Below are 13,647 nucleotides of genomic sequence, written 5' to 3'. Positions count from 1 at the left end.
CGTGGACGACGGCGGGGTGCAGGTGCGGCGCGGGTTCGTCGTACCCGAGCGGGAGCTGCGCTGGCGCTTCTCCCGTGCGTCCGGTCCGGGCGGGCAGGGCGTGAACACGACCGACTCGCGGGTGGAGCTGTCGTTCGACGTCGCGGGCTCGCCGAGCGTCCCGGAGGACCTGCGGGACCGCGCACTGCAACGGCTGGGCGGCCGGCTGGTCGACGGCGTCCTCACGATCACCGCCGCCGAACACCGCAGCCAGCTCCGGAACCGGGAGGCGGCGCGGCAACGGCTCGCCGGCGTCCTCGGCGAGGCGACGGCCGCGGGCCCGCGCACGCGCCGCCCCACCCGTCCGACGGCGGGATCGAGGCGCCGCAGGCTGGACGCGAAGACACGACGGGGACAGATCAAGAAGCTGCGGGGGCGTCCGGACGAGTGAGGGCTGATCCTCCGGTCGGGGACGGCGTGGCGCAGCCGAGCGGGCCCGGGGTCCCCGTGGCACGATGGCGACTCACCGAACGACGGCCGTCCGGGGGACTACAGCCCCGGTCGGCGAGGGCGCAGGAGGGATGACGGTGGCCAGCAACAGCCAGTCCGGCGACGCGGAGGTTCCGCCCGTCCTGCCCTCGATCCCGCTCACTCCCGAGCCGGGCCCGCGTGACGCGTCGCTCGGCGCGCTCGCCAAGGACGTGACGACGCACCTGTCCACCCTGGTGCGGTCCGAGGTGGAGCTCGCCAAGGCCGAGGTGTCGGCGGAGGTCAAGAAGGGCGTCCAGGGCAGCGTCTTCTTCGTGATCGCCGCGGCGATCGGGCTGTTCAGCCTGTTCTACCTGTTCTTCACCCTCGCCGAGTTCCTGTCGCTGTGGCTGAACCGCGCGGCCGGGTTCGGGATCACCTTCCTGGTCATGCTGCTCACCGCCGGGCTGTTCGGGTTCCTCGGCTACCTGCGGGTCCGGAAGATCCGCAAGCCGGAGCGCACGATCGACTCGCTGAAGGACTCCGCGCAGGTGCTCACCCAGCGGGGCAAGGGCGACAACGTGCGTGAGCTGTCCGACGGTCCGTCCGGACGGCACTCCGCCGCGGGCTGAGCCGCGACCGTGGCCGGTGCCCCGGACCCGTCCGTCGTCCGGATCCCCGGACCGTGGACGCACCGGGCGGTCTCGGCCAACGGCATCCGGATCCACCTCGCCGAGCACGGCCCGCCGGACGGCCCACTGGTCGTCCTGCTGCACGGGTTCCCCGAGTTCTGGTGGACCTGGCGCCACCAGCTGCTCGCGCTCGGCGACGCCGGGTACCGCGCCGTCGCGCCCGACCTGCGGGGCTACGGCGACACCGACAAGACCCCACGCGGCTACGACCTGTGGACCCTCGCCGGTGACTGTGCCGGGCTGGTCCGGGCGCTGGGGGAGCGGCGGGCCCACGTGGTCGGCCACGACTGGGGCGCCGCCATCGCCTGGACGGTCGCCGCGCTGCACCCGCGGCTGGTGGCGTCGCTGACCGTGCTGGGCGCCCCGCACCCGACGACGATGCGTGATGCGCTCCTGCGCGATCCGCTCGGCCAGGGCCGGGCGAGCCGGTACATGGCGGGGTTCCAGCTCCCGCGGCTGCCGGAGCGCTCGCTGCGCGGCCCGGACCGGGTGGAGCGGATCATGCGTGACTGGGCGGGTCCCGACTGGACGTCCACCGAGGACTTCTCGGAGACCGTCGCGCGCAACCGTGAGGCGATCCGGATCTCGACCGTCGCGCACTGCAGCCTGGAGTACTACCGCTGGTCGCTGCGCTCCCAGTTCCGCCCGGACGGCCACCGGTTCGCCCGCGACGTCGCCGGCCCGGTCGGTGTCCCGGTGCTGCAGGTGCACGGGGCCGACGACCCGTGCGTCCTGGACACGACGATGCGCCGGACCGCCCGCCGCGCCGGGGCGGGGTTCGTCCACCACGCACTGCCGGCCACCGGGCACTTCCCGCAGGAGGAGCGGCCGACCCACGTCAGTGCGCTGATCGGGGCCCATCTGGAGCGCTCGACCCGCGACCGCCCCGCCTGAACGACAGCGCGGCGATCGCGGTGTCCGGGTGGTCGGAGAACAGGCCGTCGACGCCGGCGTCGAGGAAGGCGTCGTACTCGGCGAACACGTCGCCCCAGTCCGAGGCCGGCCCGCCGGAGCGCAGCGCGGGCGGCAGGAAGGCGTTCTCGTTCCGGAACGTGTACGGGTGCACCAGCAGCCCGGCCGCGTGCGCGTCGGCGACCAGCGACGACGGCGGCCCCAGCGCCCCGTCCGGCCCGGCCGGGACGACCTGGGCCTTCGCCGGCCCGACGGCGTCGGCGTAGGTCGCGACCTCGCGCAGCCCGTCGGGCGAGGTGATCGACGTCCAGCTCCGGTCCGGCAGGTCCGCCGGCCCGCCGGTGACGTCGGTGAGCTGGACCAGCGGCACCCGCAGCCTGCCGCGCAGCCACCGCAGGTTCGTCACCTCGAACGACTGCACGTACACCGGGGCGTCCGGCCGGTTCAGCCCGGCGCCGTCGAGCGCGTCGACGAGCAGTGGTTCGGCAGGCAGTCCGATGCCGGCGTGGTGGGTGGAGTGCTTGATCTCCGGGTAGACGCCGATCTCGCGCCCGAGCTCCCGGGACAGCCGCTCCCGCAGGTCCAGCAGCTCGGCGAAGGTGGGGACGGCGAACCGGGCGTCGTAGACACGGTTGCCGGGCCGCTCGCCAGGGAGCCGCTCGACGGCGCGGAGCGTCCGCAGCTCGGCGAGGGTGAAGTCGTGGGTGAACCAGCCCTCGTGGACCTCGCCGTCGATCGTCCGCCGGGTGCGTCGCCCGGCGAACTCGGGCCGGGCCGCGACGTCGGTGGTCCCGCCGATCCCGGGCTCGTGCCGGCAGACCAGGTGCCCGTCCCGGGTGGGGACGACGTCGGTCTCCAGGTAGTCGGCGCCGACCCGCGCGGCGAGCTCGTAGGCGGCCAGCGTGTGCTCGGGCCGGTTCCCCGACGCCCCGCGGTGTGCGATGACCACCGGGCGGGCGCCCGCGGTGGTGGCGGTGCGGTCCGGAACCGTCGCATCGGTGTCGGGCACGACGCGCACCCTGACACGGACGGGTGGTGCCTCCCGCGCCGGGGCCGGTGCCGGTTGCCCCGCCCCGGACGTGCGCGGATACGCTCGACCACCGTGCGAGTCCTGGTCGTGGGTAACGGCGCGCGTGAGCACGCCATCGCGGTGTCCTTGGCGCAGGATCCGGGGGTGACGGCCCTGGCCTGCGCCCCCGGCAACGCGGGGACAGCTGCCGTCTCGGAGCAGCTGGGTCTGGACGTGTCCGACAACGACGCCGTCGTGTCGGTCGCGCAGACCTGGCAGGCCGACCTGGTCGTCATCGGGCCGGAGGTGCCGTTGGTCAACGGCGCCGCCGACGCGGTGCGGGCGGCCGGCATCCCCTGCTTCGGGCCCGGGAGGGAGGCGGCCCGGATCGAGGGGTCCAAGGCCTTCGCGAAGTCGGTGATGAGCTCCGCGGGCGTCCCGACGGCGTCCTCGGTCGTGGTCGACAACCCGGCCCACCTCGACACCGCGCTGGGCGTGTTCACCCCGCCCTACGTCGTGAAGGACGACGGCCTGGCCGCCGGCAAGGGCGTCGTCGTGTCCGAGGACGTCGAGATCGCCCGCGCCCACGCGCTCGGCCTGCTCGACGCCGGCCACCCGGCCCTGCTCGAGTCGTTCCTCGACGGGCCGGAGGCGTCGCTGTTCTGCCTCGTCGACGGCACCACCGTGGTCCCGCTGCTGCCGGCGCAGGACTTCAAGCGGGTCGGCGACGACGACACCGGCCCGAACACGGGCGGCATGGGCGCCTACTGCCCGCTGCCGTGGGCGGGCGACGACCTGGCCGCCGAGCTGGTGGAACGCATCGTCCGGCCGGTCGCCGCGGAGCTCGAGAACCGCGGGGCGCCCTTCTCGGGGCTGCTCTACGCCGGGCTCGCCCTCACCTCGCAGGGCCCCGCCGTGATCGAGTTCAACTGCCGGTTCGGTGACCCGGAGACCCAGGCCGTGCTGGCGCTGCTGCGCACCCCGCTGGCCGGGCTGCTGCACGCGACGGCCACCGGCACGCTCGCCGACCAGCCACCGCTCGAGTGGTCCGACGGCTCGGCGGTGACCGTCGTCGTCGCGGCCGAGGGCTACCCGGCCACCCCGCGCCTCGGTGACGTGATCACCGGTGGCGACGGCGAGGGCGTGCTGCACGCGGGCACCCGGCGCCGCGACGACGGCGCGGTCGTCTCGTCCGGCGGGCGGGTGCTGTCCGTCGTCGGCACGGGCGCGGACCTGGCCGCGGCGCGCGCCGACGCGTACGCGCGGCTGGAGCCGGTGCGCCTCGCGGGGTCGCACCACCGGACCGACATCGGCCTCCGGGCCGAGCGCGGAGAGGTCCGGATCCCGACCGCGAAGGGCTGAATGTTTCTCCAGGATTACCTCCGTATGGCCCAGTGATGTTGGTCCTAACGGCCCAGTACGTGGAGTGACCTGGTGATCTTCGGTGGCGCCGGTCCTGTTGTCCGCAACCGTGTAGAGAGATCTTGAAGACGAGGTAAAACCGGACACTTGGGTTTGATCGTGCCCGTCCGGCGCGCAATCGTCATGTCTCACAGGGGCACAGCCGGTGCCCCTGAGACACAGGAGGATCCATCATGGCCAACGCTCCCCAGCCGGCCCGTCGTCGTCGCGCCCTGACCCTCGTGGGTGCCGCTGTCGTCGCGCCGCTCGCCACCCTGGCGTTCACCGGTTCGGCCCAGGCCGCCGAGCTGACCCCGGTCGCCGAGTACATCGACGACACCGTCGCCGACACCGACGCCCAGGTGGGCGCCGTCGTCGACGCGCTGGGCTTCGAGGCCGAGTGACGTCGCGCGGGCACTGAGCCCGCGCCGTGCGGATCGCGATCCGCACACCGGTACGTGGCGACCGGGCCCGGCACCCTCGACTCGGCGGCGAGGTGCCGGGCCCGGCGCGCGCCGGATCCCCGCGCGTCCGGCCCTGGGCTCCCGGCCGGGCGCGCGGACCCGCGCCACCTACGCTCGGTCCCGTGACCGGACCGACCGCCGCCCAGCTGACCGTCGCGGCCCGCGCCGCCGTCGCCCCGTTCCACGTCATGGACGTCTGGGCGGCCGCCGCGGAGCGGGCCCGCACCCACGGCGACCTGATCAACCTCTCCGCCGGGCAGCCGTCCACCCCGGCCCCCGAGCCGGTGCGGACCGCCGCGGTCGAGGCGCTGAACTCCGAGGTCCTCGGCTACACCGTCGCCCCCGGCATCGCCGAGCTGCGCGAGGCCGTGGCCGGGCACTACCACCGCACCCGCGGACTCGACGTCGACCCGGGTGACGTCGTGCTGACGACCGGCTCCTCCGGCGGGTTCCTGCTGGCCTTCCTGGCCGCCTTCGACGCCGGGGACCGTGTGGCGATGGCCCGGCCCGGTTACCCCTGCTACCGCAACATCCTGTCCGCGCTGGGCTGCGAGGTCGTCGAGCTGCCGTGCGGGCCGGAGACCCGGTTCCAGCCGACCGTGCAGATGCTGGAGGAGCTCGACGAGCCGGTGAAGGGGCTGGTCCTCGCGAGCCCGGCGAACCCCACCGGCACGATCCTCGAGCCCGGCGAGCTCGCCGCCCTCGCGCGGTACTGCGAGGAGCGCGGGATCCAGCTGATCAGCGACGAGATCTACCACGGCATCACGTTCCCCGGGAGCCCGGCGACGACGTCGGCGTGGGAGACCTCGCGCGAGGCGGTGCTGGTGAACTCGTTCTCGAAGTACTTCTCGATGACGGGCTGGCGGCTCGGCTGGCTGGTGTGCCCGCCGCGGCTGCGCCGCACCGTCGAGGGGCTCGCCGGGAACTTCACGGTCTGCCCGCCTGCGCTGCCGCAGCACGCGGCGCTGGCCGCGTTCGACGCGGCGAGCTACGCCGAGGCCGACGCCCACGTCGTCCGCTACGGCCACAACCGCGACCTGCTCCTCGCCGGGCTGCCCGCGATCGGGATCGACCGGCTCGCCCCCGCCGACGGCGCGTTCTACGTCTACGCGGACGTCGCGCACCTGCTGCGGCCCGGCGAGGACTCGATGGCGCTCACCTACCGGCTGCTCGACGAGACCGGGATCGCCGTCGCGCCGGGGCAGGACTTCGATCCCGTCGACGGCGGGAACTACGTGCGGTTCTCCTGCGCGGGCACGTCCGAGGGCATCACCGGGGCCCTGGAGCGGCTGCGCGCCTGGGTCTGAGCGCGGGTCACAGCACGAGCTCCGGTTTCACGGCCGCCGGCGTCCAGACCCGCTGCCGGCGTGCCGCCAGCGCCGCGACGGCGACGGCGAGCAGCAGCCAGCCGAGCAGCACCGGCACCGCGGTCCCGATCACCCCGGCCGGCTCGCCGCCGTACATGAGGTGCCGCAGCGCGTCGACGGCGTAGCCCATCGGCATCACGTGGTGCACCGGGTACAGCGGGGCCGGGATGGTCTGCCAGGGGAACGTGCCGCCGGCCGACACGAGCTGCAGCACCATCAGGACCAGGTCGATGAACTGCCCGACGCTGCCCAGCCAGGCGTTGAGGGCGTGCACGATCGCCGTGAACGTCAGCGAGACCAGGCACAGGAAGCCGAACGTGGCGAACGGGTGCACCGGTGCGATGCCGAGTCCGAAGACGACGATCACGTACATCCCCGCCACCTGCAGCATCCCGAGCAGCCCGGCCGGGAGCCAGCCGCCCAGCGCCACCCGCAGCGGGCTCTGACCGGCCGCGATCGCCCGCCGGGACAGCGGCTGCAGCAGCAGGAACAGCACGTAGCCGCCGATCCAGGTGGCCAGGGCCATGAAGAACGGGGCGAGCCCGGCGCCGTAGGTGTCCGCCTGGGAGTGGGCGACGTCGCGGGTGGCGACCGGGTCGCCGATGTTCTGCGCGGTGGCGTCGCGGACGTCCGGCGCGGGGTTCGGGATCTGCCCGAGCCCGGAGGTCAGCCCGTCGCGCAGCTGCCCGGCGCCGCCGGCCAGCTCGGCGGTGCCCGTGTCGAGCCGGTGGGCGCCGTCGGAGAGCCGGTCGCTGCCGTCGACGGCGGTGCGCTCGCCGTCGACGAGGGTGTCCGCCCCGGTCCGCAGCTCGGTCGCCCCGGCCGAGAGCCTGCCGGCGCCGTCGGAGAGTTCCCGGACGCCGCCGGACAGCTCGGACGCGCCGTCCCGCAGCTCGCCGGCGCCGTCGGCGGCGCTCGCGATCCCGGAGCTCAGCTGCGGTGCGGAGGCGGCGAGCCGTTCGGCGCCGTCGGCGACCCGGCCCGCTCCCGACCCGAGCCGGTCGAGCTGCCCGGAGACCTCCTGGACGCGCTCGTTGCCCTGTTCGAGCGGCTGCTTCGCGTCGGCGAGCACGGCCAGGGCCTGCCGGACCTGCTCGTCGGTGAAGCCGCGCTCGCGCAGGCCGGCCGCGATGGTGCCGTCGGCGGCGTCGAGCTGGGCGGCCAGCCGTCCGCTCTCCTGCGCGACGCGGTCGCCGGCCGCGGCGACCTGCGCGTTGCCGTCCGCGACCTGGCGGGCGCCGTCCGCGAGCTCCCGGGACTGCCGGGGCAGCTGCGCGGTCGCGTCCCGCAGCGTGCCGAGCCCGGTCGCCAGCTCACCGGCGCCGGAGCCGAGCCGGTCGGCACCGGCGGCCGCGGTCCCGGCGCCGGTGGCGAGGGTGCCGGCCCCGGACGAGAGCTCGCCGGCACCGCCCGCGAGCTGCTGCGCCCCGCCGAGCAGCCGGCGCTGGCCCGACGCCAGGTCGTCGGACCCGCTCGCGAGCTGCGCGGCGCCGTCGTGGGCCCGGGTCGCGCCGTCGGCGAGCCGCCCGGCCCCGTCGGCGGCCTCCTGGGTCTTCGTGTAGATCGTCGAGAAGCCGGTGAGGAAGGTGTCCGCGGCCTCGGTGCCGACCTGCTGGGCCACCGAGTCCCGGACCCGGGTCGTGAGCGTGTCGGCGATGGTGCGGGCCAGGTAGTTGTTGGCGTCGTTGGTGGTCAGCACCAGCATGGCCTGGCGGGGCGTGAAGTCCGAGGAGGACCGCAGCGCCGCGGTGAAGTCGGCCGGAACCGTCAGGGCGAAGGTGTAGTCGTTGTCGCGGACGCCGCGGTCGGCGTCGGCGGCGGAGACCCGGTGGAAGTCGAACGAACCGGATTCCTCCAGGTTCCTCGCGACCTCCTCGCCGACGTTCTGCGGGTTGCCGTCGGCGTCGGTGCCGCCGGTGTCCTCGACGACGAGCGCGGCGGGGACCTTGTCGAGCCGGGAGTAGGGATCGCCGTTGGCGTAGAGGTAGAACCCCGCGTACAGCATCGGGATCAGCAGCAGCGCGAGGACGGCGAGCACGGGGAGCCGGCCCGCGGTGATCCGCCGCAGCTCGCTGACGGCCATCCGGATCGCGCTCATCGGTTCTGCTCCGTGGCGTCGAGGAGGGTGGCCGGGGCGGCAGGTCGCGTGTGCCGCCCCGGCGGTTCGTGGTGTGGCCCGGCGTTCCCGCCGCCCAGTCGCACGGCGGGCTCGCCCAGCAGCGCGGCGGACGCATCGGTGCAGGTCACGACGACCGCGAGTCCCGCACGGGCGTGCTCGGCCGCGACCTGCCACCAGGTGCCGGGGGTGCCGCCGTGCCGATCGGGCGCGGTCAGGACGAGCACCGCGGTGCCGGGCCGGGACGCGGCGAGCTCGGTGGTCAGCGCGATCCGCACGGGGGCCGGGACGTCCTCGAACCGGGTCCGGGCCCACTGCTCCGCGCCGCGGGCGGCGAGCCACGCGACCACCGAGCGGGGCCGGGTCCCGCGACCGGCCATCGCCAGCTCCTCCCCGACGACGGTGCGCAGCGGCAGCACCGGCTCGGGCTCGCTCACCCCCGGGGTGTCGACGACGGCGACCGCGCGCCGCAGCCGGGCGGGATCGTCGTCGCCGCCGAGTGTGATCCGCCCGAGGGTCGGCCGCATCCGGCCGGCCAGGCACAGGGCCAGCGCGGTGTGCCCGGACCCGGGGGTGCCGGCGACGAGCAGGACCCCGCCGGGCGTCGCACGGAGGGAGGTCCCGCCGAGCAGCGGGCCGTGCGCGCCGTCGACGGCGACGTCGTCGGCGACCAGGAACTCGGGCTCGGGTGCGGGGGAGTCGGGGACGGGGGCGGTGGGGCTGGTCATGACGGTCCTGCGGTCGGTGGCACCGCGGCCGGCCGGGCCCACCGCTGGGTCCGTGCAGGTCACCGGCGCCGGTCAACGGGTCGGGAGCCACCGACGGGAGGGTGGAGATCGGAGCCCGGAGGCGCGTCCCGAGGGCGGCGGAAGCCTAGGCGGACACCCGCTCCGGCGTCCGGCCGTCGACCAGTGTGGACCCGATCGTGCAGGCCGACTTGACCTCACACGACACCGACTTGCCCGCGCGCGACACTGTGACGGCGCCGACGGGCGGGCTCGCGACCGGTGGCCGCGGGATCACCCGAGGGCGGTGCGCGGCGCCTGCTCCGGGACCTCGCGGGGCCGGGTGAACCCGGCCGTCCGGCCGCCGTCCGGGGAGCCCGTGCTGGCCGGGCCGACCTCGCCGATCCGGTCGAGCGCGGCCGTCACGTGGGCCTCGGTGACGTCGCGGTGGGTCATCAGCCGGAGCTTCCCGGCGATCGCCCCGGCCCGGACGCCGGCCTCGCCGAACGCGGCGATCGTGCCGCGCAGGTCGGCCACGTCCACGAGGACGATGTTGGTCTGCGGCTCCCGGACCCGCCAGCCGCGCTCGCGCAGCCCGGCGGCCAGCGTGGTCGCCAGAGCGTGGTCCTCGGCGAGCCGGTCGACGCCCTCCAGCGCGACCAGCCCGGCGGCCGCGACGACACCGCCCTGCCGGACGCCGCCGCCCAGCATCTTGCGCAGCCTGCGGGCCTGCTCGACGAACTCGGCCGACCCGGCGACGACCGAGCCCACCGGTGCACCGAGGCCCTTGCTGAGGCAGACCGACACGGTGTCGGCGCCGACGGTGAGCGCGCCCGGCGGCACCCCGAGTGCGACGGCGGCGTTCCACAGCCGGGCACCGTCGAGGTGTACGGCGAGGCGGGCGGCGCGCGCCGCGGCGGCGACGGCGGCGTGTTCCTCCGGCGCGGTGACGGTGCCGCCCGCGGAGTTGTGGGTGTTCTCCAGGCAGAGCAGCGACGTCCGGAGGCCGGCGTAGTGGTCGTCCCCGGTGGCCGCCCGCCGGACGGCCGTCCCGGTGACCTTGCCGGGGCCACCGTCGTGCGGGAGCGGCCGGGGCATCCCGCCGGCCAGCCAGGCCGCCGTCCCGAGTTCGAAGTCGAGGACGTGGGCTCCCTGCGGGGCGAGGAACGACTCCCCACGCCCGAGCCGGCTCATCAGCGCGATCAGGTTCGCCATCGACCCGGTCGGGGTCCACAGCGCGTCCGCGGCGCCGAGCAGGCCCGCTACCCGCTCCTCCAGCTCGCGCATCGTGGGGTCGCGGTCGAGGACGTCGTCGGCGACCTCGGCGTCGGCCATAGCCTGGCGCATCTCGGCCGTCGGCGCGGTGACGGTGTCCGAGCGGAGGTCGATCGGCTCGGCCGGGTCGACCCCGGAGGCGGATCCGCGCAGGGTGTTGCGCGACACTCGGCGACTGCGAGGTGACGGACGCACGTCGTCCAGTGTCGGCCATGAGCATCCGGAGCGACACGGCAGGGTCACGAAAAGGTCACGACGTGCGGTGTGACCTGCATGTGAATCGGGGAACTCACTCGAAAGTACGAGGGTCACCGTGCACGATGTGCGAGTGGCAGCCCCGGGTAAACAGACCGAGAAGGGTGAGCGGCGCCGAGCGCAGCTCGTCTCCGCGGCATCGGAGCTCCTCGCCGAGGGCGGGTTCGACGCGATCCGGCACCGCGCGGTCGCCGAGCGGGCCGGGGTTCCGCTGGCCGCGACGACGTACTACTTCTCCTCGCTGGAGGATCTCGTCGGCGCCGCGCTGGACCGGCTCGGCCGCGAGGAGCTGGCCGACGCCCGCGGCTGCCTCGACACCCGCGACGACCCGAACGAGATCGTCCTCGACCTGCTGCTGGGGCCCCGGTCGCGGACCGAGGGACTCGACGCGGTGCTCCGCCGGTTCGAGCGGCTGATCGGCTCCGGACGGCGGCCGTTCCTGGCGGGCCTGCTGCGGGAGCAGCGCGTCGAGTTCGACGCGTTGCTGGAGGAGGCGCTCACCCGGGTCGCGGGCCGTCGTCCCCGCCCGGGGGAGGTGCGACGGGTGACGGCCCTGGTCGACGGGATCGTGGTCACCGCGCTGATCGAGGCCGAGCCCGACCCGCGCGGGATCGCCAGGGAGGCGCTGCGGGAGGCGATCGCGGCGGTGTGAGTCCGCTCCCTGCCCGCCGCACGCGCCCGACCAGCGATTACCATCGCGCCACGTGATTCCCAACGTGCTGGCCGCGCGGTACGCGAGCCCCGAGCTGGTCCGCCTCTGGTCCCCGGAGTACAAGATCCAGTTGGAGCGACGGCTCTGGATCGCGGTCCTGCGCGCCCAGCGTGACCTCGGCATCGACGTGCCGGAGCAGGTGGTCGCGGACTACGAGGCCGTCGTCGACCAGGTCGACCTCGCGAGCATCTCCGACCGCGAGCGGGTCACCCGGCACGACGTGAAGGCCCGGATCGAGGAGTTCAACGCCCTCGCCGGGCACGAGCACGTGCACAAGGGCATGACCAGCCGGGACCTCACCGAGAACGTCGAGCAGCTGCAGATCCGGCTGTCGCTGGAGCTCGTCGCCGACCGCACGGTCGCGCTGCTCTCCCGTCTCGGCCGCCGCGCCGGCGAGTACGCCGAGCTGGTCATGGCCGGCCGCAGCCACAACGTCGCCGCGCAGACCACCACCCTGGGCAAGCGGTTCGCGACGGCCGCCGACGAGCTGCTCGTCGCGCAGGCCCGGCTGGAGGACCTGCGCTCGCGCTACCCGCTGCGCGGCATCAAGGGCCCGATGGGCACCTCCCAGGACATGCTCGACCTGCTCGACGGCGACGAGGCGAAGCTCGACGACCTGGAGGAGCGGGTCGCGGCGCACCTCGGGTTCGCCCAGGGCTTCACCAGCGTCGGCCAGGTCTACCCGCGCTCGCTGGACCACGACGTCGTCAGCGCGCTGGTGCAGCTGGCGGCGGCGCCGTCGTCGCTGGCCACGACGATCCGGCTGATGGCAGGCGCCGAGCTCGCCACCGAGGGTTTCGCCCCCGGTCAGGTCGGGTCGAGCGCCATGCCGCACAAGATGAACGCGCGTTCCGCGGAACGCATCAACGGCCTGATGACGATCCTGCGGGGCCTGTCGGTGATGACCGCCGACCTCGCCGGCTCGCAGTGGAACGAGGGCGACGTGTCCTGCTCGGTGGTGCGCCGGGTCGCGCTGCCGGATGCGTTCTTCGCCCTCGACGGCCTCTACGAGACCGCGCTGACCGTGCTCGACGAGTTCGGCGCCTACCCCGCGGTCATCGCCCGCGAGCTCGACCGCTACCTCCCCTTCCTCGCGACGACGGCGGTGCTGATGGCCGCCGTCCGTGCCGGGGTCGGCCGGGAGACCGCGCACGAGGTGATCAAGGAGCACGCCGTGGCCGTCGCGCTGGCCATGCGCGAGCAGGGCCAGTCCGACAACGACCTGCTGGAGCGGCTCGCCGGTGACGAGCGCCTCGGGCTCCCCGCGGGCACCCTCGACGGCCTGCTCGACGACCCGCTGCGGTTCACCGGTGCCGCGTCCGCGCAGGTCGCGGCCGTCAACGAGCAGATCGCCGAGCTCACCGCCAAGCACCCCGAGGCCGCCGCGTACACCCCTGGAGGGATCCTGTGAAGCTGATCCACTCGGGCAAGGTCCGGGAGCTCTACCTCGACGAGTCGGTCGACCCCGCCGAGCTCCTGCTCGTCGCCTCGGACCGGCTGTCGATCTACGACGTGGTCCTGCCGACGCCGGTCCCCGACAAGGGCGCCATCCTCACCGCGCTGTCGCTGTACTGGTTCGAGCGCACGTCGGACCTGGTGCCGAACCACGTCCTGGGCACCCACGACATCCCGGACGAGTTCGCCGGGCGCGCCGTCCGCTGCCGTCCGCTGGAGATGCTGCCGGTCGAGTGCATCGCCCGCGGCTACCTCACCGGGCTCGGGCTCAAGGAGTACCAGCGCACCGGCGCCGTCTCCGGCGTCACGCTGCCCGAGGGCCTGGTCGAGGGCTCGAAGCTGCCCGAGCCGATCTTCACCCCGACCACGAAGGCGCCGGTCGGCGAGCACGACGAGTTCATGACCTTCGACGACGTCGTGGCCCTGCTCGGCGCCGACACCGCGACCCGGCTGCGGGACCTGACGCTGGAGGTCTACCGGCGCGGCGCGGAGTCCGCCGCCGACGGCGGGATCCTCGTCGCCGACACCAAGCTGGAGTTCGGCCGGGACGGCGACGGCGGGATCGTCCTCGGCGACGAGGTGCTGACCCCGGACTCGTCCCGGTTCTGGCCCGCCGACCGGTACGAGCCCGGACGCGTGCAGTTCTCCTTCGACAAGCAGTACGTGCGCGACTGGTCGTCGGACCTGGACTGGGACCGCACGGCCCCCGGCCCCGAGGTCCCCGACGAGGTCGTGAAGGTCGTTCACGACCGCTACGCCGAGGTGTACCGGAGGATCACCGGGGTCGACTGGGTTTCGCCGGTCGGCTGACGCCCGC

At 74.7% G+C, this 13,647-nt stretch carries 13 protein-coding genes; 9 read left to right on the top strand and 4 right to left on the bottom strand.

Annotation, left to right across the window (positions count from 1 at the left end; translation table 11 throughout):
- Window position 1 precedes the first annotated feature (1 nt).
- The 3 genes from arfB to AD017_RS11415 all read left to right on the top strand — a co-directional run bounded on the left by arfB (window position 2) and on the right by AD017_RS11415 (window position 2,033).
- The gene (gene arfB, locus AD017_RS11425) at window positions 2–430 is read left to right on the top strand and encodes an alternative ribosome rescue aminoacyl-tRNA hydrolase ArfB (protein ID WP_010224453.1); all 429 of its coding nucleotides are present in this window, start codon (window positions 2–4) and stop codon (window positions 428–430) included.
- A gap of 130 nt (window positions 431–560) precedes the next feature.
- Window positions 561–1,079 carry a phage holin family protein gene (locus AD017_RS11420; RefSeq protein ID WP_010224452.1) on the top strand — a complete coding sequence of 173 codons (519 nt, stop codon included), beginning with the start codon at window positions 561–563 and terminating at the stop codon, window positions 1,077–1,079.
- A gap of 9 nt (window positions 1,080–1,088) precedes the next feature.
- Entirely contained in the window at window positions 1,089–2,033 is a 945-nt protein-coding gene (locus AD017_RS11415) for an alpha/beta fold hydrolase (RefSeq protein WP_060574209.1), read from the top strand.
- Here the strand turns inward: AD017_RS11415 and AD017_RS11410 are convergent.
- Complete coding sequence (locus AD017_RS11410; RefSeq protein ID WP_060574208.1) at window positions 1,978–3,069, bottom strand: glycerophosphodiester phosphodiesterase; 1,092 nt, start codon at window positions 3,067–3,069, stop codon at window positions 1,978–1,980. The two genes, AD017_RS11415 and AD017_RS11410, sit on opposite strands and share 56 nt — an antisense overlap.
- Window positions 3,070–3,153: 84 nt before the next feature.
- Between AD017_RS11410 and purD the strand changes: the two genes are divergently transcribed.
- The 3 genes from purD (at window position 3,154) to AD017_RS11395 (ending at window position 6,232) form a co-directional block, all read left to right on the top strand.
- Entirely contained in the window at window positions 3,154–4,422 is a 1,269-nt protein-coding gene (gene purD, locus AD017_RS11405; protein WP_060574207.1) for a phosphoribosylamine--glycine ligase, read from the top strand.
- A gap of 233 nt (window positions 4,423–4,655) precedes the next feature.
- Window positions 4,656–4,865: a hypothetical protein gene (locus AD017_RS11400; RefSeq protein WP_029239161.1), complete on the top strand. Its 210-nt coding sequence runs from the start codon at window positions 4,656–4,658 to the stop codon at window positions 4,863–4,865.
- Window positions 4,866–5,047: 182 nt separating this feature from the next.
- The gene (locus tag AD017_RS11395) at window positions 5,048–6,232 is read left to right on the top strand and encodes a pyridoxal phosphate-dependent aminotransferase (protein WP_202968848.1); all 1,185 of its coding nucleotides are present in this window, start codon (window positions 5,048–5,050) and stop codon (window positions 6,230–6,232) included.
- Between the two features lie 7 nt (window positions 6,233–6,239).
- On the opposite strand, the gene AD017_RS11390 is transcribed toward AD017_RS11395, so the two are convergent.
- The 3 genes from AD017_RS11390 to AD017_RS11380 all read right to left on the bottom strand — a co-directional run bounded on the left by AD017_RS11390 (window position 6,240) and on the right by AD017_RS11380 (window position 10,576).
- A complete protein-coding gene (locus AD017_RS11390; protein ID WP_060574206.1) occupies window positions 6,240–8,390 on the bottom strand; it encodes a YhgE/Pip domain-containing protein in 2,151 nt (716 codons plus the stop codon).
- Window positions 8,387–9,136: a hypothetical protein gene (locus tag AD017_RS11385; protein WP_227012722.1), complete on the bottom strand. Its 750-nt coding sequence runs from the start codon at window positions 9,134–9,136 to the stop codon at window positions 8,387–8,389. Before AD017_RS11385 ends, AD017_RS11390 begins: the two co-directional genes overlap by 4 nt.
- A gap of 291 nt (window positions 9,137–9,427) precedes the next feature.
- Window positions 9,428–10,576: a low specificity L-threonine aldolase gene (locus AD017_RS11380; protein WP_060574204.1), complete on the bottom strand. Its 1,149-nt coding sequence runs from the start codon at window positions 10,574–10,576 to the stop codon at window positions 9,428–9,430.
- Window positions 10,577–10,736: 160 nt separating this feature from the next.
- On the opposite strand from AD017_RS11380, the gene AD017_RS11375 reads away from it, so the two are divergent.
- Genes AD017_RS11375 through AD017_RS11365 form a run of 3 tightly spaced genes read left to right on the top strand, consistent with a single transcriptional unit; the run spans window position 10,737 to window position 13,640 of the window.
- Window positions 10,737–11,315 carry a TetR/AcrR family transcriptional regulator gene (locus AD017_RS11375; RefSeq protein ID WP_060574203.1) on the top strand — a complete coding sequence of 193 codons (579 nt, stop codon included), beginning with the start codon at window positions 10,737–10,739 and terminating at the stop codon, window positions 11,313–11,315.
- Window positions 11,316–11,367: 52 nt separating this feature from the next.
- Window positions 11,368–12,786, top strand: a complete 1,419-nt coding sequence (gene purB / locus AD017_RS11370; RefSeq protein ID WP_060574202.1) for an adenylosuccinate lyase — start codon at window positions 11,368–11,370, stop codon at window positions 12,784–12,786.
- Window positions 12,783–13,640, top strand: a complete 858-nt coding sequence (locus AD017_RS11365; protein WP_060574201.1) for a phosphoribosylaminoimidazolesuccinocarboxamide synthase — start codon at window positions 12,783–12,785, stop codon at window positions 13,638–13,640. Before purB ends, AD017_RS11365 begins: the two co-directional genes overlap by 4 nt.
- Window positions 13,641–13,647: the final 7 nt, after the last annotated feature.

This window comes from Pseudonocardia sp. EC080619-01, assembly GCF_001420995.1.
Lineage (GTDB): Bacteria > Actinomycetota > Actinomycetes > Mycobacteriales > Pseudonocardiaceae > Pseudonocardia.
Note: the sequence above shows the minus strand (reverse complement) of the source record. Positions and strands in the feature narration are given on the sequence as shown.

What these genes read in the sequence shown, in the direction of transcription:
- AD017_RS11420 (WP_010224452.1), top strand. Translation starts at nt 561, where the DNA reads ATGACGGTGGCCAGCAACAGCCAGTCCGGCGACGCGGAGGTTCCGCCC.
- AD017_RS11400 (WP_029239161.1), top strand. Translation starts at nt 4,656, where the DNA reads ATGGCCAACGCTCCCCAGCCGGCCCGTCGTCGTCGCGCCCTGACCCTC.
- AD017_RS11390 (WP_060574206.1), bottom strand. Translation starts at nt 8,390, where the DNA reads ATGAGCGCGATCCGGATGGCCGTCAGCGAGCTGCGGCGGATCACCGCG.
- AD017_RS11385 (WP_227012722.1), bottom strand. Translation starts at nt 9,136, where the DNA reads ATGACCAGCCCCACCGCCCCCGTCCCCGACTCCCCCGCACCCGAGCCC.